Origin of the sequence: Echinicola salinicaeni, from assembly GCF_014280965.1 — a bacterium.
GTDB classification, from domain to species: Bacteria; Bacteroidota; Bacteroidia; order Cytophagales; family Cyclobacteriaceae; genus Echinicola; species Echinicola salinicaeni.
On record NZ_JACODZ010000001.1, the window covers coordinates 286,623 to 306,009 of the forward strand.

The following is a 19,387-nucleotide window of genomic DNA, read 5'->3' on the forward strand; positions in this document are numbered from 1 at the left end:
AAGGTGGTTTTTGTGCCACCTTTTTCGTTTAAGACCCAACAGGCTATAGCGGTCTGTGAAGTTTCTTTTGCTAACTTTGCAATTATAAAATCGATCTAATATGTCAAAGCGACCTTTTACGGTAGTATATGAAGATAACCACCTCTTGGTGGTGAATAAAAGAGCAGGTATTTTGGTACAAGGAGACCGTACAGGTGATAAGACCTTGACGGATTATTGTAAGGATTATATAGCCAAAAAATATGATAAGCCTGGAGCGGTTTTTTTGCATCCTGTGCATAGACTGGACAGGCCAGTAAGTGGTTTGGTGGTTTTTGCAAGAACATCAAAAGCCCTTGAAAGAATGATGGTCTTGTTTAAAAAAAGGGATATTCATAAAGTTTACTGGGCAATAGTGAAAAGAAGGCCAAAGGAAGAGATGGCTAAGCTGACGCATTATCTCCTTAAAGATGAAAAGCGAAATGTTACCGAAGCTTTTGATGATCAGGTAGAGGGGAGTAAAAGAGCTGAGTTAAGTTATAAGAGGCTGGGTAAGTTGAATGATCACTGGCTCTTGGAGGTTAGGCCTGTTACGGGGAGGCCTCACCAAATTAGGGTGCAGCTAGCTTCTATGGGTTGTCCTATTCGAGGAGATCTTAGGTATGGTTTTTCCAAGGCTAATCCTGATGCCAGTATTAATCTTCATGCATTTCATTTGGTTTTTGTTCATCCGGTTAAAAAGGAAAAACTTTATTTAAGGGCAGGCTTGCCCGAGGAGCCTTTCTGGGAACAGTTTTTGGATTTTGAATCAGTAAAGGCAAAGGATCAGCATATTGATAATACCTTTAGTGGCTAAGAGAAAAAGAGATGTTTATAAAAAAAAGGCCGTCAATTGACGGCCTTTTTGATTGTGTTTTATTAGTTTCTCCAAGGTTTTTGGTTTTTACCTTTTGGTCCAGTCGGTCTGTCGATTGGTTTTAGATCTTGGGAAATTTCAACCAAGTTAGTGTTAAGTTCTCCTGGTCTTTGATTTTTGTAAGCAGGCCCCGTGATTGGGTCTCTGTCGAAATTCACCACTATAGTTCCTTTTCTGGCTTTTTCCTTCCAAGGCTTATAGTTCTTTGCTTTTGGGCCTTTCAGTTCACGGTGTTTCTTGTCTTCTGTTTCTAATGTTTCAGCACTAAAGAAACCTGCTGCCACCATTAATGCTACCTTTACCATATTTGTATGATTTTGTTTTTTGTCGTTTACAAAATATATACGATGTTCATGTAAAAGGTTTCATTGTTTTTTAAATTTTTATCCTGTGTATAGTGTTTAAAAGGAAATATTGTATTGTTTAAGCTCTTTTTTAGGTTTTAAAATTAAGCTGTTTTAAGCTAATGTCCTGTTAAACTGGCTTCAGGAGGTATTGTCTAAAGCTGGTTTTTAAGCAAAATGGCAGATAAAAAAGAAAACCACGTCTTTTTTCAAAGCACGTGGTTTTTTTGCAAAAAATTTCAGTTTGTCAGTAAAAAAATTAGAATGAGAATACGGCTGCTAGTAAGAATGATGACAAACTTTTGCTCGCGGCTAGGTCATGATTGTAGAAGAAATCGTCTTCTGACATTGAATCCAACCTTACTTCAGGGATCAAAGTCAAGTTGTCCGTAATCTTTGCATTGCCTGAAAGGGTTACTGCAAATACGTTTCCATCACCTTCATCGTCAAGGCCAACTACACCGCCAAGGCCTGAGTTAAATACATTGAAGTATTCACCTCTAAGTCCCAAAGAGAATTTTTCAGAAGTAGCTGCTTGTACATAACCTGCAACTCCGTAAAATCCTGCTCCATCGCCATCTACATCAGAAATGCTTGAACCATTGTAAGTTTCACCTGCTGCTGTAGTATTATAAGTGGCATTTAGTCCTAAGTAAATTATGTCAGAAACATCATACCCAGTAGTTAAGTCGACTTGGAAGGTGCTTCCCATTGATGATTGGCCAGCCGTCATCATATTTTTGTCGTCTAGCTTTCCGTCTTGGTCACCATAAAGGAAGTTTAACCAAGTTCCTCCGTTGTCATTTTCATATCCTAATTGTAAACCAGCGGTATAAGTCCCTGCTGGATTGAATTCTGTCATGTCTGTAGGGTTCATCACGGATGCCATTAAAGACCAATTGTCAGAAAGTGCTATATCTGCTTTAAGTCCAGTATGTGAAAATGGTCCGTAAGAGAACATGTAAGAGGTAGAGTAGTTGAAGTTTCCTGTTGGGGAGATCACTTCGTATCCTAGGTAGGTGTTGAAGTTTCCTACGGTTAGGGTAACTGCGTCACTTACAGTCCAGTACATATAAAGTTGGTTAACGATTTGAGAAGATCCTGCTACCCCACCTCCGTAAAGAGGAGAGCCAAAAACCGCATCTTCACCTCTCGGACCAAATACAAGGTCAGCTACAAATCCGACTTTTTCACCTTCATAAGCGGCAATGATATTGGCCATACCAAGAGAAAAGCCTGGAAGGTTGGCAAAAGAGGTTGCTGGGGCTTGGATGCCCATGGATTGTCCTTCTGCATCGGTCATATCTTTATTAGGAGCAGAAAGGTTTGCTCTGTAGTAAGCATCTACTGATCCAGATAAAGAGAATTTTGATTCATCTTGGGCATTTACTACTGTTAATGAACCCAAAAATAGTAATACAATTAGTAGTTGAAGTTTTTTCATTTTACTTTTAATTATTAGTTGATTTGTTAGGATTGGCTGATAATTTAACCCTGCCCAAACTGAAGAGATTGGCGTTTTTTCGAATGGGCAGGGTCTTTTTGGTTGTATAGTGGTTGTGGTTTTTTTATTCGTCGTATACGATGGTATAACCTCTGATTCCATGTTCGTGAGAATCCAGACCAGTTTTTTCGTGTTCTTCGGAAACTCTTATGCCAACAGTTACTTTAAGGAGATAGAAGATGACGAATGCACAAACAAATGCAGTGATTCCGCATATGACTACTCCGGTAAGTTGAGTGATGAATGAATGATCAGGGTTGGTGGAGAAGATGCCAACGGCTAGTGTTCCCCAGATACCGCATGTTAAGTGAACAGATACTGCACCTACTACATCATCAAGCTTTAGGCTATCAAGAAGTACTGCAGAAAGCACAACTAGTATACCGGCAATGAAACCTACGATTATCGCGGGTCCTGGATTGATGACATCAGCGCCAGCTGTAATACCTACTAGTCCTGCAAGGATACCGTTCAATACCATACCTAAGTCTAGTCTTTTGAAAACAAAGTATCCAGCAAGGAAGCCTCCAAGTCCACCGGCACAAGCAGCAAGAGATGTAGTTACCAGTACAAATGATACCAATGCTGGGTCGGCAGAAAGTACAGATCCACCGTTGAAACCGAACCATCCTAACCAAAGTAAGAATACACCGATTACTGCTAAAGGTACACTGGCACCTGGTTTGTCTACGGTTTTACCGTTTACATATTTCCCAATACGAGGACCTACTAAGATGACACCTGCTAAAGCTCCCCATCCACCAACAGAGTGTACTAGTGTGGAACCTGCAAAGTCATAGAATCCCCAATCGTCAAGGACTCCTCCGCCCCATTTCCAACTACCGATGATTGGGTATACAATACCTACATAGATAACAGTAAAAAGTAGGTAAGCCCATAATTTTACCCTTTCGGCGATAGCTCCTGATACAATTGTTGCGGCAGTTGCGGCAAACATGGCTTGGAATAAAAAGTCGGTCCAGTAAGTGTAGCCTGCATCAGCATAGCCCGCAGAAACATCTGCGTTTTCAGGTGCAAACCAGAACATGCTCCATCCTGCTCCGTCAAATCCGAACCATCCTGGTACGTCAAATCCTGGGTACATTAGGAAGAATCCGCAGACTGCGTAGGAAACTATCCCTATGATAGGGGTTACAGTATTCTTAAAAAGAATGTTTACTGTGTTTTTTGCTTGGCCAAAACCTGCTTCTACGCCGGCAAAGCCTAAGTGCATGATAAATACTAGGGCTGTGGAAAGCATCATCCACACATTGTTAGTTGTTAGTAAGTTTTGGGTAATGTCGGCAGATAAATCTGCTCCCTGTGCAAGGGCTTCGCTACTTACTTGAGCGAGCTCGTTAAAACTCCAGTTCATACAGTTGAATGTTTAGATAGACTTATTTTTCGAAATTTTTTATGGGTTAGCGTTTAAATGTTGTGTTAAAGGTAGATATTTTTTGTGTAAAAAAACAAGCCTATAATTAATAAAAATTCATAAAAAGTATATTTCAAGGGTGTTAAAATGGTCTAAAAATGTAAAAAACTTGTTAAAAATGAAATTTGAGGTGTTTTTTAAAACTGAAATGTATTTAAATATTTTCTCTTAAATATTGTTTGTTGGCAGGCTATATGATGTGTATGTATGTTTTTGTCTTATGAAAAATTCTATTTTTTATTGATTTACCAATATTTGTGATTTGACTATTTGAAAATTTTGTTGGTTTACCTTTTAACCTATGGTTTTGTTGGTTTCGGAGGATTTGGATAGTCGGTTTAAAAATGAGCCGTTATTGCAGTTTTTTACAAAAAATATAAAATAATAGGGTTGGGAGGAGTGGTGTTGCAAAAAAAAAGCCGATCAGATTATTTGATCGGCTTTAGTATGGAGACGTTTTTTTATTTTTGAAGCAATGCGAATTCTTTCGCAAAATAGCTTAGGATAATATTGGCTCCTGCCCTTTTGATGCTTAACAGAGATTCCAGCATTACTCTTTCACTGTCTAGCCATCCTTTTTCTCCTGCTGCTTTTATCATGGAGTATTCTCCGCTTACATTATAGGCTGCGATAGGGAGGTGTGTGTTCTCCTTAAGGAGTCGGATGACGTCAAGGTAAGCTAAGGCAGGTTTTACCATCATGAAATCTGCTCCCTCTGCTTCATCGAGCTCTGCTTCTATGAGGGCCTCCTGCAGATTGGCAGGGTCCATTTGATAGGTTTTTTTATCGCCTGCTTTAGGGGCTGAGTCCAAGGCGTCTCTAAATGGGTTGTAAAATCCGCTTGCGTATTTGGCGGTATAGGACATGATGGAGACTTCTTTATGCCCGTTGGTATCCAGTGCATTTCTTAGAAAAGCTACACGTCCATCCATCATATCTGAAGGGCCTATGATATCGGCTCCAGCCTGTGCTTGTGCAACGGCCATTTTGCCTAATATTTCTAAGGTCTGATCATTAAGGATTTTGCCATCTTCGACTATTCCGTCATGTCCATCGCTGCTATAAGGGTCCATGGCTACATCGGTCATGATGCATGCTTCAGGAAAGGTGGATTTGACTTTGTGTATGGCTTGTAAGTAAAATGTTTCTGGCTTGTATGATTCAGTGGCGTATTTGTCCTTTTTGTCCTCAGGGTAGGCAGGGAAAATATCGAATGCCTTAATGCCAAGATTCATGCATTCATCAATTTCCTTTAATAAAAGATCTAAGGAGTATCTATATATCCCAGGCATGGAAGCAACTTCTTCTTTTTTGTTGGTTCCTTCGATTACGAATATGGGGAAGATGAAGTCTTTGACCGAAAGTCTGGTTTCTTCTATCATTCCTCTGATAACAGCGGACTTTCGGTTTCTTCTTGGTCTTTTATTCATTGAAAACATATTTTACAGATTTTGTCCTTGCAAAGGTAAGAAAAACCCTGTGTTATACTGTTTGCTTTGTGGATGGACTTTGGGGGAAATTGAAGTGTTATACACCTTATAATATAAAGGCTCTTTTCTTGTGGAAAAGAGCCTTTATATTGCTTATTGTGGAAATGCAGTGATAGTGCTTTCGATGATATCACAACATTCATGAATTTGTTCTTCTGTGATGACCAAAGGAGGGGCGAACCTAATGATGTTTCCATGTGTGGGTTTGGCCAGAAGCCCGTTTTCTTTTAGTGCCAAACAAATATTCCATGCTGTGTCACTGTCTTCACTGTCGTTGACGACAATGGCGTTTAGGAGGCCTTTTCCTCTAACTAAATTGATCAGGTTTGATTTTTCACATAGCTTTTGCATTCTGTTTCTGAATACTTCGCCCATGTTTTTAGCGTTTTCAGCAAGATTTTCTTCCGTGATAATGTTGAGTGCAGTCATTGCTACTCGAGCTCCCAAGGGGTTTCCTCCAAATGTAGAGCCATGTTGTCCTGGTTTTATTACTTCCATGATATGGTCGTTGGCTAAAACAGCAGATACTGGATAGAAGCCTCCTGAGATGGCTTTGCCTAGGATAAGCATGTCTGGTTTTACCTCTTCATGATCGCATGCCAGTAATTTTCCTGTTCGGCCAATCCCTGTTTGGATTTCATCCGCTATAAATAGGGCATTGTGTTTTTTGCAAAGTTCAGCAGCTTCCTGTAGATATCCTTCTTTTGGTACATAGACTCCTGCTTCACCTTGTATGGGTTCTACTAGGAATCCTATAATATTATTGTGGGATTCCAAGGTTTTTTTCAATGCTTCGGTATCATCGTATGGGATTGAGGTAAATCCTGGGGTATATGGGCCGAAATCTTTTCTTGCGGTTTCATCATTGGAAAAGGAGATGATGGTCGTTGTTCTACCATGAAAATTGTTTTCGGCTACAATAATGGTTCCCTGGTTTTCGGGAATGCCTTTTTGTTCATAGCCCCATTTTCTGGCAATTTTGATGGCGGTTTCCACTCCTTCTGCTCCAGTGTTCATTGGGAGTACCTTATCAAAGCCAAAATATTCGCACACGAATTTCTCAAAGGTTCCTAAAATGTCATTGTGAAAAGCCCTGGAGGTAAGGGTAAGTGTTCCTGCCTGCTCAATCAGAGTCTCTTTGATTCTGGGATGGCAGTGTCCTTGGTTGACGGCTGAATAGGAAGATAAAAAATCAAAATATTTTTTGCCTTCTACGTCCCACATAAAAACACCGTCGCCCTTTGAAAGGACCACTGGCAGGGGGTGGTAGTTATGAGCTCCATATTTTTCTTCTAATTGAATGGCTTGTTGACTTGATGTGATATGTTCCAACATAAGTATTTGATTTTTTTATTTGTATATTTGGGTTCTGTAGTTAAACAAATATAAGAAATGCACTATGTACTATCATAGGTAGTGCAAAAAAGTTGCCATAAAGTGAACGGGAAAGATTTTCTCGGAGGAGAATAACTAAGCCGGATGAATTACAATCATTTAGCTAATTATTTTTGTCTGCTCTTTTGGTTATTCACGAAAACTTCCGATATTTGCAAACTCAATTAGAAAAACGTCTTAAAAATTACGATCATATATCATGGCAAAAGTTTGTGACATCACCGGTAAAAGACCTCGAGTAGGTAATAATGTATCGCACGCGAACAACAAGACCAAGCGTAAGTTTTATCCTAACTTGCACAAGAAAAGCTTCTATGTGCCAGAAGAGGATGCTTGGATCACGTTGAAAGTTTCTACAAAAGCATTGAGAACTATCAATAAAAAAGGTATCAGTGCCGTTTTGAAAGAGGCTCAGGCTGAAGGACACATTATCATTAAATAATCATTTCCAAATCGATAAATAGATAGAGCGATGGCTAAGAAAGGAAACAGAGTTCAAGTGATTTTGGAATGTACAGAGCACAAAAACAGTGGTGTTCCAGGCACTTCAAGATATATCACAACGAAAAACCGTAAGAATACTACTGAGAGATTGGAGCTTAAGAAGTACAACCCAATCCTTAAGAAAGTAACGGTTCATAAAGAAATTAAATAATTTTAAGGAGATGATAGCTCGGGAGAGTTGTCAATAAAACCTAAAAGATATGGCTAAGAAAGTAGTAGCAACCCTGAAGAAAAAGGATGGTGTAACATACGCAAAGGTGATCAAGGCTGTTAGATCTGAGAAAACCGGTGCATACACTTTCAGAGAAGAGATGGTACCTACCACAGAGGTAAAGGATACCCTTGCAAAATAATTGCCTTGCTTTAATCGTAATGCAAAAAGGATAATCCCTCTCGATTGAATTCGGGAGGGATTTTATGATTATATTCAAGTCTAATTTATTAAAGTGACTATGGGAATTTTTGGTTTTTTTTCTAAGGATAAAAAGGAAAGCCTTGATAAGGGCCTTCAGAAATCCAGTGAAAACTTATTTTCTAAACTTGGGAAAGCTGTAATAGGCAAGTCTAAGGTAGATGATGAGGTCTTGGATGAATTGGAAGAAGTGTTGATTACTTCCGATGTAGGAGTGGATACCACTATTAAGGTTATTCAAAGAATCGAAGAACGTGTGGCCAGGGACAAATATGTCAATGCTGCGGAGTTGGATAAGATCCTTAGGGAAGAAATTGTTGGATTGCTCGAAGAGAGCAATGTGGAGGATTTGAGTAATTTTGAATTGCCAAAGGATAAGAAACCTTATGTCATTATGGTCGTGGGGGTGAACGGTGTAGGTAAAACGACTACTATCGGTAAGTTGGCCCACCAATTCAAGTCTGCGGGAAAATCAGTGGTTTTGGGAGCTGCGGATACTTTTAGGGCTGCAGCGGTAGACCAGTTGATCCTATGGGGAGAAAGAGTGGGAGTTCCAGTGATTTCCCATGGTATGAATGCAGACCCTGCTTCAGTAGCTTTTGATACGGTGAAAAAAGCAGTGGATATGGAAGCGGATGTCGTGATTGTAGATACTGCAGGTAGATTGCATACAAAGGTCAACTTGATGAATGAATTGAGTAAGATCAAGCGCGTGATGCAAAAATTCATTGATGATGCTCCGCATGAGATCTTATTGGTATTGGATGGTTCTACTGGTCAAAATGCTTTTATCCAGGCCAAGGAATTTACCAAAGCTACTGAGATTAATGCTTTGGCCATTACAAAATTGGATGGAACAGCCAAAGGAGGGGTGGTAATAGGTATATCTGATCAGTTTAAAATTCCTGTGAAGTACATTGGTGTTGGAGAGAAAATGACCGACCTTCAGGTGTTTAACAGAACGGAATTTGTGGATTCCTTATTTAAGCAAGGCTTAAAGGAATAGACAGCGAATATAACATAATTAGATTTTATGATCCCCAAAGCCAAGATTTGGGGATTTTTTTGTGCCATTTTTTTGATGTTTTTAAGGCTTTTTATAGATTGGTTGTCTCACTAAGTTTTTCGTTTATGCTAGGTAGGTGCTTTCTTTTTGTGTTGTCAATCTTATGTTTCTTTGCTTGTAATAAAAATAACGCTTCGGATTCCGGGCCTGAATTGCACAATTACTCTGTGGAAATATTGGATTCTTTGGTTTTGGACTATATGGGGCAGGTGTATCTTCAGGATATTTCTCCTGATGGCAGCAAATTCTTGGCTTATGATCAGCCTACTAAAACCTTTTTGGTATTTGGCAATAATGGGGAAATAATTAGTGAGTTGACATTGAATGGTGAAGGGCCGGGAAAATATGGAGATTATCATATAAGTAAACCTGTATTTCTCGATGAGGAAAGTTTTTTAGTACTCTCGGACAATGGACACTTTAGATATGATCTAGAAGGTAGGCTGATAAAACATTATGGACCGGATTTTCATGGGGGAAGTCGTTTTATTGTTTCTTCAGGTAGAAATACGGTGAAGATTGAAGGAGAGAAGGTGGTTTCTTGGTTTCAAGGACGGTCTAATGATCTTGGTTTTTCTATTCAGCGGCAAATAGAGTCAAGGCAGTTGGAAATGCTGAATTTAGGTACTGGAGAATATGAGCCCATTGTTCCTTTTCCAAAGGAAAGTATGTTTTCAAGTAAAAGCCACCTTTTTCACGATGTACATACTCGTCCTATTTTAGCGAGTTCAAAGGAAGCGCTCTATGTTTCATTCAGTAGTGAGCCCAAGATATTTACCTATTCAGGAGCTGGTTTTGGAGCGCCCAAAAGTATCGTTTCTCTTCCATTTGAGGTGTTTCATCAAGCGGAAGGAGTAGAGCAGGATATGGGAGATGGAGCATTTGATATTACTGATTTTTATTATGGGCAGATCAGGACCTTGGACTATATTGCTGATAATCGTTTTCTCATTGCTTATGCAGAGGGGCTACCTATTGAGGAAGTGAAAAGTTTACATGAGCAATACAAGGATGATATGAGGAAGTTTTTTGAAGAGATACGGAAAATTAATAAGGAACATTTGAGGGTATGGGATGGGCAGCAGCTGAGCAAAGACCTAGAAGTGCCGGAGTATTTTGGCTTACTGGCCAAGGTAGATGGAGAGGAACTTTGGTATGATTTAGATTATCAGAAAAGGGAGAATGATTATACGGTTTTTTATAAGGTTAAATTGATTCAAGAATGAGGACCAGCTTATTGTTTTTAGGTGTTTTTTTGATCTTGTGTTCCTGTACGAAGAAGAAAGAAATTGAAAGAAAGGACCTGCCTGTTAAAGTATCTGTGACAGACTCTTTAAGTTTCAAAGGGATCATTGCGGTACAGCCATTATTTCAGGCTGTTTCTGAAGATTATGTCTTTTTTCGAGATGTAGGAAGTCCAAGGGTGATGGTGTTTGAGAAGTCTGGGCAATTAATGTATGATTGGGCAAAGAAAGGAGATGATCCAGGTGCATTTATGATAGTGACAGACAATTTGGTTTGTACGCCAATGGGGGAGCTTGTAACCCATGATGCCATGAAGGGTATTAAGTCTTTTAGCCCGAGTGGTGAGTTGGTGTTTTCAAAAAAGTCTATGGTTCCGCCTGATAGCTTTCATGAGTTGGTGAACCTTTTTAGGACAAGTCAGGTGATCAAAAAGGATGGAGAATTATATCTTTTGCACCATAGAGATCATATGATGAGGGATCAAGTTTGGGATCCTGGTTTTTTTAGAAATCGAAAAAATTTACTGATGACCAACCTTGAGAGTGGAGATCAAGTTCAGCTTCTTCCTTTTCCAGAGGAGAGTAAATTTTTAAATGGAAAAGCCTTTGTGTTCGAAGATTTTCGTCCGGTATTCTTTTTTGATGATAAAGAACAATTACTTTATCTGATATTTCAGAATGAGGCTATTTTGTATCAATATGATTTTTCTGGGGAGCAGCCCGAATTGATAAATCGTTTTCCTTTAGACATTCCTGGTTTTGTTGGAAGTGTGGGAGAAGAGTTTGAAAATTTGAGGTATGGAAGGTTGAAAGGGGAAGAATTTGCTGCAAGGGTTTTGGGAATGGAGAAAGTAGGCGATAATATTCTAGTCAGCTATACACGGTCTGCCACTTCGGAGGAACTAAGGGAGTTGGAAGGCGTGGAGGATAGGTCGGAACGGCGAAAAAAGGTTAATGCGCTTCGGGGAAAATTGAATCCTGAAGTGCTTATATTCAGAGGTGGAGAGGTGCTGACCTATCATGTGGATATGCCAGAGATGGCTTTTGATAGTTTTAGGGTTTTTGATGATGAGTTTTGGTTTATGAAACCCGGTACAAAAGAAGAGGAGCAAGAGGATTTTACTGTTTATCGAGGGAAATTGATTTTTGAGGATTAAAAATTATAACTATGAAATTGATTAATGTTTGTACAGTTCTTTTTGGAATGTCGGTAATCTTTTTGTCCTGCGGACCTCGATCTGCTGAACAAGTTGATGAAGGGAGGCAGGAACAATCCTTTCATTTGGAGATCGTGGATTCTATTCGTTTAGATTATTTAGGGATGTTGAGAGTCACGGATGTTCATGATAAAACTGGAGAAATAGTAGGTTTTAATTTTAAGACTAATGAATTAGTCATTTTTGAAAAAAGTGGGAAGATTCATCAATTATACTCCAAGGGAGGGGATCAGCCGCATCCCATAAGCAGTGTAGTTTCTTTGGGATTTTATAAAGAAGATAAGTTGTTGGCTGCAAGTAATTATGGCGATTTGGCAGTGTTTGAGAAAGACGGCAGACATGTGGGAGATATTCCACTGCCCTTTAAAATAGAGTTTTATAATTGGACGCAGAGAAAGAAGATTTATAGCGTTTCTGACGATATGCTTTTGGGACAGATTTCCGGAGGTCGAAGCGAAGCGTATAGGGAGTATTATTTGGATTTTATTGACCTAAAAAATGGGAGTTTAAGTCCTACACTTCCGATTCCTGAGAAAAGCAAGTATAAAAATGGCCAATACTATGGCTCTGTTTATCCGTTTATTACGATGGAGGGAGATTTTATTTATATGTTATTGAGAAATGAGCCTTTATTACATGTATATAAAAGAGAAGGAATGAATATCAGGTATCTTAAATCCATAGACTTTGGAGGGGAGGATTTTACAGAGGTTCTTCCATCAGAGGATCAAGAATCTTTTCAGTGGGAGGAAAATTACGATAAAATGAGACCCGGTGAGGTTAGATCGGTTTTTGATGTAGGGGAAAACCTGATTGTATCTTATAAAAATGGAGTAAATGCTAGCCTGTATTCTGAAGAAATAAAGAGTGATCCTTTGCGCCAAGATGAGGTAGATCCTCTTTATATTGCGGTTTTTGATACGGACCAAAAACTGCTCAGCAGAAGGGTAAGGGTGCCTTCCAAAGTGGACTTTATTCAAGAGGTGATGCCAGATGGAGCGATTTTGGCTTCAAAGAACAAGGAAATGTTTGATAAAGAGGATGACTTTGAGACTTTTTATCTATTGGAATTGGTGGAAGACTGAATTTTAAATATGAATTAGGGGATTTCAAATCCCCTTTTATTTTTAGATCTGGATTGGAAATCCAGATCAGTATGTGGCTAATGTAGATGAAAGAAGGAGAGGTTCGGGCCGGTTATATAAACCGATCCCTTAGCTCAAGACCCAATACTTAGGGCTTATAACTATAAGATTATAAAGACAGCAAATAAAAAGGCACTGATTTTCACCAGCGCCTCTTTGAAAAAGTAAAGCAAGGAGTTGAAAAAATATCGTTTGCTGTACGAGTATCAAAAGTATAGATTTATTTGTCCGCCAAGGAATATGTGTCGTTATGAATAGTTTAAATCCGGATTTTTCTGTTAATGATTATTTAACATAAAGAGAGCTGTTTTCCTGCTTTTGTTTTTTTTGGTTGTGTAGGGAGTTTCAGTTGTACCCGTTTTGTTAGCTTTCGTTTTTGTCGATGAATTTTTTGGGATGATTCTATGGTTGATAGGTGCGGTATTCTTGTAGGCGTTGGATTGTTTTATTTTATGCCAAATGAAATTTTTTGGGTCAAGATATTTCCGAAACTTGATTGAATATTATGTTCAATTAATGGTGCTTGGGAAATAAAAATGCCTAAATTAGGCTGTTAATTCGATTAAGCACATAACCCAACCGTTTTATAACCAATGGAAGAATCAAAAAAAACAACAACCAACAATTCACGCAGAGACTTTATCAAGAATGCGGCTTTGGCTTCTTCAGTACTTATTGTTCCGAGACATGTACTGGGCGGAGTTGGCTATACTGCACCCAGTGACCAGTTGAATATAGCGGCGATTGGAGCAGGAGGTAAAGGCATCAGCGATATCAAGAATGCTTCAGTTAATGGCCGTGAAAGAGTAGTGGCTCTTTGTGATGTGGATTTTTCAGGATCAGCTTCACAATCGGTTAAGAATTTCCCTAATGCCAAATTATATGCGGATTACAGGGAAATGCTGGACAATGAAAAGGATATTGATGCGGTAACTATCTCTACCCCTGATCATGTACATGGTCCTGCAGCGAAATATGCGATGGAAAGGGGAGTACATTGTTATGTTCAAAAGCCCATGACGCATAATATCCGTGAGGCCAGGATGCTTACTCAAATGGCCAGGGATGAAAAAATCGTTACCCAAATGGGGAACCAAGGTGGTTCTAATCCTTATTTACAGATCGTACAAGATTGGATAGATTCAGGAAAGATAGGTTCAGTATCCAAGGTACAGATATGGACTAACCGTCCGGTATGGCCACAAGGTAATGCTTTTCCTGAACCTGCTCCTAGTAAAAAACCAGATGACCTAGCTTGGGATCTTTGGTTAGGCCCCTCTAAGAAGATACCTTATACACCTAATATCCATCCGTTCAACTGGAGAGGTTGGTGGGAATATGGAACAGGTGCCCTTGGGGATGTAGGATGTCACCTGGTGGATATTCCTTTCCGTACATTGGGATTACATTATCCAAAAGACGCTGAGTGTAGTGTGGGGGCGGTTTACAGCCAAATGTGGACGCCGGATTATCATCCTGAAGGTTGTCCTGCTTCGTCTTTCATTACTCTTCACTTTGATGCTACAGAAAAGAGCAAGTCGCCAATTGAGATGACTTGGAGTGATGGCGGTATCCGTCCAGCTCACCCTGATATTATCCCGGCTGATCATGATATCGGAGGGGCTGAAAGTGCAAACGGAGTTCTGATCATAGGAGACAAAGGAATTATTTCTACGAATATCAATGACAGCTCTCCATTAATGCCGAAGCTGTATTATAACGATGGTACTACTGAATTTGGTCCACAGACCGAGGACTTCCCAGAACCGGAATATGGTCATCAACGCAAGTGGGTGGATGCCTGTAAAGCAGGTTTTGGAAGTAAGGAGCACAGAGAACTTACCTCATCATTTGATTATGCCGGCCCAATGACGGAGACGGTATTGATGGGTAACTTGGCTATCCGTAGCTATATGCTGAGAAAAGAAAATGCTAAAGGCAGAACGGAATATTATGGAAGGAAGAAGTTACTTTGGGATGGTGAAAAAATGAGAATCACCAATTTGGAGGAGGCCAACCAGTTTGTAGGTAGAGAATACCGTCAAGGCTGGGAGGTTTAATTAACCATAGTACAAAAACTATAGATAATTAGGTCATGGCTTATTAGTCATGACCTAATTTTTTGGTTCTATATGTAAAGTGTGGCTAAATATTTATAAGGAAAACGGTCTTAGCTAGCCTTTAGCAGGGGACTTCAAGTGTATTTGCTAATCCACCTTACAGATATTGAGCGTCAAGAAATTAAAGAATTGGGCAAGCAAAAAGGCGGGCTTGCTTGACGAAATGCTGGACAAAGAGTTCGCAGGCAGCTATGCAGGAGGAGATTGCCTGCATGAGGGCTGGCTTTAATTTTAGCACAATAGATGTACCGCGGCGGGGTTTCCTCCTTAGGCGGACAGGTTTTGGTTACTTTTTTCACCTGTAGGAAAAAAGTAACAATTGGGTTGAGGTGAAAGTCATTCTGAAATTTGACAAACAAAGTAAAAGTTACCTAGAGTAAATCATATAGAATCAATTCCTTTTAGGAAGTTTATGTGAGGAGCATTTTTGAAATAGCGGCTTCGCATTACTTAAATGGTCAGACATCATGTCTATTGTTTAAGTTTTTGTACTTTTGCAGCAAAGCAGAAAAGATTTGAAGGCGAGAACATTAAAAAAAGATAAGGTGAATATCATCACCATGGGATGCTCCAAAAACTTGGTGGATTCAGAAGTGATGCTTACACAGTTGAAGGGGAATGGGATCGATGTATCTCATGAATCTCAGCAAGAAGATAATAATATTGTTATCATCAATACCTGCGGCTTTATAGATAATGCCAAGCAGGAATCTGTAGATACGATATTGCAATATGTGGATGCCAAGGAGCAGGGATTGGTAGAGAAAGTTTATGTTACTGGATGTCTTTCCCAAAGGTATAAGGATGATTTGGAAAAGGAGATTCCTCAAGTAGATGCCTTCTTTGGTACTAGAGATCTTCCTGCGCTATTAAAAAAGTTCAAGGCAGATTATAAACATGAATTGGTAGGGGAGCGTTTGCTCACCCATCCCTCTCATTATGCTTATATGAAAATTTCTGAAGGTTGTGACAGGCCATGTTCATTCTGCGCGATTCCCTTGATGCGTGGAGGTCATGTTTCTAAACCTATTGAGGAGTTGGTCAAAGAAGCTGAGCATAAGGCTGCAAATGGTACCAGGGAATTACTGTTGATTGCACAAGACTCCACTTATTATGGTCTTGATCTTTATAAAAAACGAAGATTAGCTGATCTGATGACGTCCTTAGCTGATGTCAATGGGATTGATTGGGTAAGATTACACTATGCTTATCCTACTGGTTTCCCAATGGATGTAATTGACGTAATGGCCGAGCATCCTAATATTTGTAATTATTTGGATATTCCTCTCCAGCATGGATCAAGTGATGTGTTGAAGATCATGAGGAGAGGTACCAGTCGTGAGAAACAAGAGGATCTGATTCATTCCATTAGAGAAAAGATTCCAGGAATAGCCATCAGGACCACTTTGATTGCTGGGCACCCTGGTGAAGGCGAAAAGGAATATCAGGAAATGGTGGATTTTGTGGAGAGAATGAAGTTTGAAAGATTAGGTGTGTTTACTTATTCCCACGAGGAGGATACCCACGCTTTTTCTATGGAGGATAATATTCCGGAAGAAGAAAAACAGGCCAGAGCCAATAACCTAATGGAAGTACAGGAACAGATTTCTTTTGACCTGAATCAAGAGAAGGTGGGTAAGACTTTTAAGGTATTGGTAGACAAGAAGGAAAATGGATATTTTGTAGGCCGTACCGAATTTGACTCTGTGGAGGTAGACAATGAGGTGCTTATAGACGCTTCTAAGCATTATTGTAGAATTGGGGATTTTGTAGATGTTAAGGTCAATGATGCTACAGAATTTGATCTTTATGGAGATGTAATTTCCTGATCTTAATACAAAGTATATAGAAATTTATAAAGGGCTGTCCGTTGGGCAGCCCTTTAGTTTTTTAAGGTAAAGCCCACTTTTAAGCATCTTTTTGCCTATATTATATGAGAATAGCGCTTCTTGTGGTGTGTAATATGTTGGATTGGTTGGAAAAGAAGCCTTTTTATACCCAAAATAGTTTTCTCAATTACCTGGGAAATAGTAAAGCCCAAAGCAATGAAGAAGCTAATAACCTATCATATTGTGACACTTCTACCCATGATGTTGGTGATGCAGCTTTATGTATTCAGGTATATCAGTTTTGTGAATTTTTTGGAATGCTTTGTCATCTATTTTGTGGTTTATCGCCCAATCATTGATTATAGAAGGTTAAAATCAAAAGGTCTCGTCAGTCGCAAGGAATTTATAAAAAGTTGGGGGTTTGTCCGATTAAAGTATTACCAGGAATTGATGTTTAAGAAATAATTGTATTAAGCTGAAGCTTGTCAAAGGGCTTCTTTTTCTTTCCCCACAAACTCCCTATTTTTAGGTTTTCAAAAAACAGGGAGAAAGATGAACATACTGGAAGTCACCAGTGCTAAAGATGCAAGAGAATTTCTGGATATGGCAGTGCGCCTTTATAAGAATGAGAAAAACTGGATTCGTCCATTGGATGATGATATAGAAGGTTTGTTTCATCCTGAAACCAACAAGCTGTTCAGAAAGGGAGCAAAAGCAAAAAGATGGTTGTTAAAAGATGATCAGGGAGAAACCATTGGAAGGATTGCGGCCTTTATCAACCCGAAGTGGAAAGATAAGCAGCCAACTGGTGGAGCGGGTTTTTTTGAGTGTGTAAAGGACCAAAAAGCAGCTTTTTTATTGTTTGATACTGCTAAGTCATGGTTGGAAGAACAGGGCATGGAGGCCATGGATGGTCCGGTCAATTTTGGAGAGAGAGATAAGTGGTGGGGGCTTTTGGTGGATGGTTTTAGCCCTGCCAATTATAATATGCCATGGAACTTCCCCTATTATCAGCAGTTCTTTGAAGCATATGGCTTTCAGGTATATTTTAAGCAATATACTTATATGCGCCAGGTTCAAGGTGTAGATTTTGATCCCAAGTTTCATAAGAGGGCGGCCATTACCATAGATGATCCAGATTATAGTTATCGGTACCTGAAAGGTAAGGAGCTTACGGAGAAGTTTCCAGAGTACTTTATTACCGTTTATAATAAGGCATGGGCGAGGCATATGGGCAAAACCATGAATATTAAGGAAGCTCAGATGATGTTGAAGAAATTAAAACCTGTGCTGGACGAGAAGTTGATATTTTTTGGTTTCTATAAAAATGAGCCTATCAGTTTCTTTATCTCCATTCCAGAATTGAATATGATATTCAAACATGTCAATGGAAAGCTGGATTGGAAGGGGAAATTGAAGTTTTTGTATCATAAAATTTTCAACCCACCCAATAAGATGCTGGGCTTGGTCTTTGGCGTAGTTCCTGACCATCAGGGCAAGGGGGTAGAAAGTGCCATGGTTAAGAAATACAATGATATGAGTGACCAGCGATCTTTTCCTTATAAAACTATTGAAATGAACTGGATTGGGGATTTTAGTCCTAAAATGATGCGAGTATGTGAGCAGTTAAATGCCAAAATCTATAAAACGCATCACACCTACAGGTATCTATTTGATAGGGAAAAGCCATTTGAAAGACATAAGATTTTTGAATAAATAAACATAAGGGGCCTTAGAAGCCAGATATAATGAAAAAGAAATATGATGTAGTGGGCATGGGAAATGCCCTAGTGGATATGGAGTTTAAGGTAAGTGATCAATTTCTTGCCGAAAACGGCGTTGAGAAAGGATTGATGACTTTAGTGGATGAGGATCGTCAAAACGAATTGATGAAGGTTATTGATGCTGCTGAAGCTAAAAAGCAGTGTGGCGGATCTGCTGCCAATTCTGTGATTGCGGTGAGCCAATTTGGAGGGAAATCCTATTATAACTGCAGGGTGGCCAATGATACTCTGGGAAAGTTTTTTGTGGAAGATCTCAAAGCTTCTGGAGTCGATCATAACCTGAATATAGATCAGCTGGAGGATGGAATTACTGGGAAGTGTCTGGTCATGGTCACGGATGATGCGGAAAGGACCATGAATACCTTTTTGGGTATTACCCAGGATTTTTCTACTAATGATATTAATGAGTCCATTATCAATGATGGTGAATTTTTATACATTGAAGGTTATCTGATTACCTCTCCTAATGGAAAAGCTGCCATGCAAGCGGCCAAGAAATTAGCTGAGCAAAACGGAACAAAGGTGGCCTTGACCTTTTCGGATCCTGCCATGGTAAAGTATTTTAAGGAGGGTTTTGTAGATGTGATCGGTGCGAGTGTTGATCTGCTTTTCTGTAATGAAGAAGAGGCCTTGCTTTATACTGGTAAAGATGATATCATGGAAGCTCGTGAAGAATTGAAAAAGGTAGCGAAGCATTTTGTGATTACTCAGGGTAAAAATGGAGCGATGATTTTCGATGGGGATACATTTATCGATATCGAACCATATGCCACGGAAGCCATTGACAGTAATGGGGCAGGAGACATGTTTGCAGGAGCTTTTCTTTATGGTATTACCAATGGGCATAGCTATGCTTCTAGTGGTAAGTTGGCCAGTTTGGCATCTTCCAAAATTGTAAGTCAGTTTGGGCCAAGGCTAGCGTGGCATGAAGCCAAGGAGATTTTAGAAAGGTTAAATCCTGAATTATAATTTAAAAGGGCCGATTATCTTAATGGATGATCGG

The 19,387-nt window shown here is 39.4% G+C and carries 18 protein-coding genes; 13 read left to right on the plus strand and 5 right to left on the minus strand.

All coding sequences use genetic code 11. The features are described 5' to 3' along the window. Positions 1-100: 100 nt before the first annotated feature. Positions 101-835 (plus strand): RluA family pseudouridine synthase, encoded by a 735-nt coding sequence (locus tag H7U17_RS01195; RefSeq protein ID WP_186753956.1) that lies wholly within the window; start codon positions 101-103, stop codon positions 833-835. Positions 836-897: 62 nt separating this feature from the next. Here the strand turns inward: H7U17_RS01195 and H7U17_RS01200 are convergent, their stop codons facing one another. The 5 genes from H7U17_RS01200 to rocD all read right to left on the minus strand — a co-directional run bounded on the left by H7U17_RS01200 (position 898) and on the right by rocD (position 7,003). Next, entirely contained in the window at positions 898-1,200 is a 303-nt protein-coding gene (locus H7U17_RS01200; RefSeq protein WP_186753957.1) for a hypothetical protein, read from the minus strand. Positions 1,201-1,498: 298 nt separating this feature from the next. Then, on the minus strand, positions 1,499-2,683 hold the full coding sequence (locus H7U17_RS01205) for a porin (RefSeq protein WP_186753959.1): 1,185 nt from the start codon (positions 2,681-2,683) through the stop codon (positions 1,499-1,501). Between the two features lie 124 nt (positions 2,684-2,807). Further along, positions 2,808-4,118 (minus strand): ammonium transporter, encoded by a 1,311-nt coding sequence (locus H7U17_RS01210; protein ID WP_186753961.1) that lies wholly within the window; start codon positions 4,116-4,118, stop codon positions 2,808-2,810. A gap of 521 nt (positions 4,119-4,639) precedes the next feature. Further along, positions 4,640-5,608 (minus strand): porphobilinogen synthase, encoded by a 969-nt coding sequence (hemB, locus tag H7U17_RS01215; protein ID WP_186753962.1) that lies wholly within the window; start codon positions 5,606-5,608, stop codon positions 4,640-4,642. 153 nt (positions 5,609-5,761) lie between these two features. Beyond that, positions 5,762-7,003, minus strand: a complete 1,242-nt coding sequence (rocD, locus tag H7U17_RS01220; RefSeq protein WP_186753964.1) for an ornithine--oxo-acid transaminase — start codon at positions 7,001-7,003, stop codon at positions 5,762-5,764. A gap of 259 nt (positions 7,004-7,262) precedes the next feature. Here rocD and rpmB point away from each other — a divergent pair, with 259 nt between their 5' ends. The 12 genes from rpmB (at position 7,263) to H7U17_RS01280 (ending at position 19,353) form a co-directional block, all read left to right on the plus strand. Next, positions 7,263-7,505, plus strand: coding sequence for a 50S ribosomal protein L28 (gene rpmB / locus H7U17_RS01225; protein WP_186753966.1), 243 nt, complete (start codon positions 7,263-7,265; stop codon positions 7,503-7,505). Between the two features lie 30 nt (positions 7,506-7,535). Continuing rightward, on the plus strand, positions 7,536-7,718 hold the full coding sequence (gene rpmG / locus H7U17_RS01230) for a 50S ribosomal protein L33 (RefSeq protein WP_141613234.1): 183 nt from the start codon (positions 7,536-7,538) through the stop codon (positions 7,716-7,718). A gap of 49 nt (positions 7,719-7,767) precedes the next feature. Beyond that, positions 7,768-7,920, plus strand: coding sequence for a DUF4295 domain-containing protein (locus tag H7U17_RS01235; RefSeq protein WP_186753968.1), 153 nt, complete (start codon positions 7,768-7,770; stop codon positions 7,918-7,920). Between the two features lie 99 nt (positions 7,921-8,019). Further along, positions 8,020-8,985 (plus strand): signal recognition particle-docking protein FtsY, encoded by a 966-nt coding sequence (gene ftsY / locus H7U17_RS01240; protein WP_186754882.1) that lies wholly within the window; start codon positions 8,020-8,022, stop codon positions 8,983-8,985. 227 nt (positions 8,986-9,212) lie between these two features. Beyond that, entirely contained in the window at positions 9,213-10,271 is a 1,059-nt protein-coding gene (locus H7U17_RS01245) for a hypothetical protein (protein WP_186753970.1), read from the plus strand. Further along, on the plus strand, positions 10,268-11,446 hold the full coding sequence (locus H7U17_RS01250) for an NHL repeat-containing protein (protein ID WP_186753973.1): 1,179 nt from the start codon (positions 10,268-10,270) through the stop codon (positions 11,444-11,446). Before H7U17_RS01245 ends, H7U17_RS01250 begins: the two co-directional genes overlap by 4 nt. Positions 11,447-11,457: 11 nt before the next feature. Further along, entirely contained in the window at positions 11,458-12,591 is a 1,134-nt protein-coding gene (locus tag H7U17_RS01255; protein ID WP_186753975.1) for a hypothetical protein, read from the plus strand. Between the two features lie 653 nt (positions 12,592-13,244). After that, on the plus strand, positions 13,245-14,711 hold the full coding sequence (locus H7U17_RS01260; RefSeq protein WP_186753976.1) for a Gfo/Idh/MocA family protein: 1,467 nt from the start codon (positions 13,245-13,247) through the stop codon (positions 14,709-14,711). Positions 14,712-15,286: 575 nt separating this feature from the next. Beyond that, complete coding sequence (rimO, locus tag H7U17_RS01265) at positions 15,287-16,600, plus strand: 30S ribosomal protein S12 methylthiotransferase RimO (RefSeq protein ID WP_186753978.1); 1,314 nt, start codon at positions 15,287-15,289, stop codon at positions 16,598-16,600. A gap of 216 nt (positions 16,601-16,816) precedes the next feature. Then, positions 16,817-17,065, plus strand: coding sequence for a hypothetical protein (locus H7U17_RS01270; protein WP_186753980.1), 249 nt, complete (start codon positions 16,817-16,819; stop codon positions 17,063-17,065). A gap of 87 nt (positions 17,066-17,152) precedes the next feature. After that, the gene (locus H7U17_RS01275) at positions 17,153-18,316 is read left to right on the plus strand and encodes a hypothetical protein (RefSeq protein WP_186753982.1); all 1,164 of its coding nucleotides are present in this window, start codon (positions 17,153-17,155) and stop codon (positions 18,314-18,316) included. Between the two features lie 32 nt (positions 18,317-18,348). Further along, positions 18,349-19,353, plus strand: a complete 1,005-nt coding sequence (locus H7U17_RS01280; protein WP_186753984.1) for an adenosine kinase — start codon at positions 18,349-18,351, stop codon at positions 19,351-19,353. Positions 19,354-19,387: the final 34 nt, after the last annotated feature.

Bases quoted from the DNA above. Each gene is read 5' to 3' on its own strand.
- H7U17_RS01195 (WP_186753956.1), top strand. From the start codon at position 101: ATGTCAAAGCGACCTTTTACGGTAGTATATGAAGATAACCACCTCTTG.
- H7U17_RS01200 (WP_186753957.1), bottom strand. From the start codon at position 1,200: ATGGTAAAGGTAGCATTAATGGTGGCAGCAGGTTTCTTTAGTGCTGAA.
- H7U17_RS01205 (WP_186753959.1), bottom strand. From the start codon at position 2,683: ATGAAAAAACTTCAACTACTAATTGTATTACTATTTTTGGGTTCATTA.
- H7U17_RS01210 (WP_186753961.1), bottom strand. From the start codon at position 4,118: ATGAACTGGAGTTTTAACGAGCTCGCTCAAGTAAGTAGCGAAGCCCTT.
- hemB (WP_186753962.1), bottom strand. From the start codon at position 5,608: ATGAATAAAAGACCAAGAAGAAACCGAAAGTCCGCTGTTATCAGAGGA.
- rocD (WP_186753964.1), bottom strand. From the start codon at position 7,003: ATGTTGGAACATATCACATCAAGTCAACAAGCCATTCAATTAGAAGAA.
- rpmB (WP_186753966.1), top strand. From the start codon at position 7,263: ATGGCAAAAGTTTGTGACATCACCGGTAAAAGACCTCGAGTAGGTAAT.
- rpmG (WP_141613234.1), top strand. From the start codon at position 7,536: ATGGCTAAGAAAGGAAACAGAGTTCAAGTGATTTTGGAATGTACAGAG.
- H7U17_RS01235 (WP_186753968.1), top strand. From the start codon at position 7,768: ATGGCTAAGAAAGTAGTAGCAACCCTGAAGAAAAAGGATGGTGTAACA.
- ftsY (WP_186754882.1), top strand. From the start codon at position 8,020: ATGGGAATTTTTGGTTTTTTTTCTAAGGATAAAAAGGAAAGCCTTGAT.
- H7U17_RS01250 (WP_186753973.1), top strand. From the start codon at position 10,268: ATGAGGACCAGCTTATTGTTTTTAGGTGTTTTTTTGATCTTGTGTTCC.
- H7U17_RS01255 (WP_186753975.1), top strand. From the start codon at position 11,458: ATGAAATTGATTAATGTTTGTACAGTTCTTTTTGGAATGTCGGTAATC.
- H7U17_RS01260 (WP_186753976.1), top strand. From the start codon at position 13,245: ATGGAAGAATCAAAAAAAACAACAACCAACAATTCACGCAGAGACTTT.
- H7U17_RS01270 (WP_186753980.1), top strand. From the start codon at position 16,817: ATGAAGAAGCTAATAACCTATCATATTGTGACACTTCTACCCATGATG.
- H7U17_RS01275 (WP_186753982.1), top strand. From the start codon at position 17,153: ATGAACATACTGGAAGTCACCAGTGCTAAAGATGCAAGAGAATTTCTG.
- H7U17_RS01280 (WP_186753984.1), top strand. From the start codon at position 18,349: ATGAAAAAGAAATATGATGTAGTGGGCATGGGAAATGCCCTAGTGGAT.